The organism is Peloplasma aerotolerans (assembly GCF_030012175.1).
GTDB classification, from domain to species: Bacteria; Bacillota_I; Bacilli_A; order Acholeplasmatales; family Acholeplasmataceae; genus Peloplasma; species Peloplasma aerotolerans.
The window spans coordinates 1-2,083 of record NZ_JASCXW010000071.1 but is presented as its reverse complement, the minus strand read 5'-3'; the positions used below and the strand labels follow the sequence as shown (position 1 = coordinate 2,083).

3 protein-coding genes are annotated in these 2,083 nt (G+C 32.9%); 1 reads left to right on the top strand and 2 read right to left on the bottom strand.

Annotated features, from left to right (window positions below; genetic code table 11):
- Positions 1-218: zinc ribbon domain-containing protein (locus tag QJ521_RS09575; protein ID WP_282840257.1), on the top strand; the 218-nt coding region annotated here is incomplete at its 5' end.
- Positions 219-426: 208 nt separating this feature from the next.
- On the opposite strand, the gene QJ521_RS09570 is transcribed toward QJ521_RS09575, so the two are convergent.
- Positions 427-1,326, bottom strand: coding sequence for a sensor domain-containing diguanylate cyclase (locus QJ521_RS09570; protein ID WP_282840255.1), 900 nt, complete (start codon positions 1,324-1,326; stop codon positions 427-429).
- A gap of 44 nt (positions 1,327-1,370) precedes the next feature.
- Positions 1,371-2,083 (bottom strand): HD-GYP domain-containing protein (locus QJ521_RS09565; RefSeq protein ID WP_282840254.1); only part of this gene is annotated, 713 nt, incomplete at its 5' end.

The following is a 2,083-nucleotide window of genomic DNA, read 5'->3' as shown; positions in this document are numbered from 1 at the left end:
TAGGGAAAACACTCATCAAGATTGATCAATATTATCCATCATCAAAGACCTGTAGTCAGTGTGGGAAGCAAAAAGATATCTTACTCTTTGAACGCACATACTCTTGTGTATGTGGACAAAAGATGGATAGAGACTTAAATGCAGCGATTAACATCGGTGTTCAAGGTCTCATTCAATATGCAACAAAAGCGTATGGAACAGACGCAATAGCTTGGTAAACTAATAGACATTAGTCTGTTTTACCCAAGAAGCCCTCGCTTTTAATGAAATTCATTAAGTGGTGGGAGTAGTTCACCCTTTAAAGCCCATTACGCACCCTAGCGAAAATTACAGCATCCCTAAATTACGGCTTAATGAAACATTTTAAAAAGGTGTTTAAAAAGTGTATAATCGATTGTTGAAAATAATCTATATAGTATGAATGAACTACGAAATTTTAGATTGATTCCTTCCGTTTTGTTTAGCAAAATACATATTTTCATCTGCTCTAGCTATAAGTGTCTTAGCGCTATCTTCAGGTTTTGCTAAAGTCCCACCTATAGATATCGTTACTTGAATTGTCTTACCATTTTCAAAGTGGTAACTAGAAGCTTCAACAACACGTCGAAGTCTTTCAGCGATTTTTAATAAATCATCTATACTGGTAACATCTACAAGAACAATAAATTCTTCCCCACCCCATCTGCTGACTAAATCAGTTTTCTCTATATTTGAAGAAAGAGATTTTGCTACAATTTTAAGAATTTCATCACCAACTAGATGTCCATAAGTGTCATTGACTTGTTTAAAATAATCAATATCAATCATCAGAATTCCGAACGGATTAGCAAACACTTTTGCTTCTTCTAATTTTTTCGACAGTTGAAAATCAAAAAAGTGGCGATTAGCGATTTGTGTCAAAGGGTCAATACGAAGCTTATCTTTTAGCTCTTGGTTTTCATGATATATTTGCTTTTGAAAGCGTTCGTCTGTAAAAACTTCAATGGCTGCGACAATATTTTGCATTTCATCACGGATTGGCAATGTTTTCACCATCACAGGAATTCGGTATCCATCTTTATGTTTTAGGTACACTCTTGCTTCATTAATCATACCATCATTAAGTGTTTTTTGTAGCGGACATCCATTAAAACATAATTGTTTTCCTGTTTCATCTATATGCTGCAAAATGTTATGATAACAAAAACTATTGGTAACTTCATCTGAAGTATAACCGGTTATACGCTCACTACCTTCATTCCAAAAAATAATTTTTCTTTTTTTATCTACGACATATACACCTTCATATAAATAAGGGATAAGGTTTTCATTGTATTTAAATTCCATTTTATTTGTTCCTCCTTCAAAAATGTCATCGGTGCTGTGCACTTTTAAGAATTATCTATAACTTTGCTTTCAAATAAACTAATAAATACTTCAACTAATTCAGGATCAAATTGCGTTCCAGAACATTTAATAATTTCATCGATCGCTTCTTGATGTGTCATTGCTTTTCGATAAGGACGATCTGAAATTATTGCATCATATGAATCAACAATTGATATGATGCGTGCTCTTAATGGAATGTTTTTACCAGATATACCCTTAGGATATCCTTTTCCATCAAAACGTTCATGATGTGCTAAAATATCATCAGCAATCACTACATATTCACTCGAAGAAGAAATGATTCTTGCACCAATCTCTGGGTGTTTTTTTATTTTCTCCCATTCTTCATCTGTAAGCTTGTCTGGTTTATTTAATATACCTTCATCAATAGAGATTTTACCAATATCATGCAAATGGCTAATTGCTTTAAGTTTATTGATATCATCACTGTTCATACCAAGTTTTATACCAAATTTTTCGGAAATATCAGACACACGCTTTGTGTGTTCTTCTTCTCTTGGATTTTTTTCATTATATGCTTTGATGATTGCTTGAATCGATTGATTTCTATGGGATTGAGAGTCAAACAACTTATTAGATAACATATCATTTTCTGATAGTAACAGTAGCTTATCTATATCTTCATGTTTAGTTTTTGTAGCAATACCAATTAATACGCAAACCTGTTCGTTACTTACGCCACGCTTTACACTTA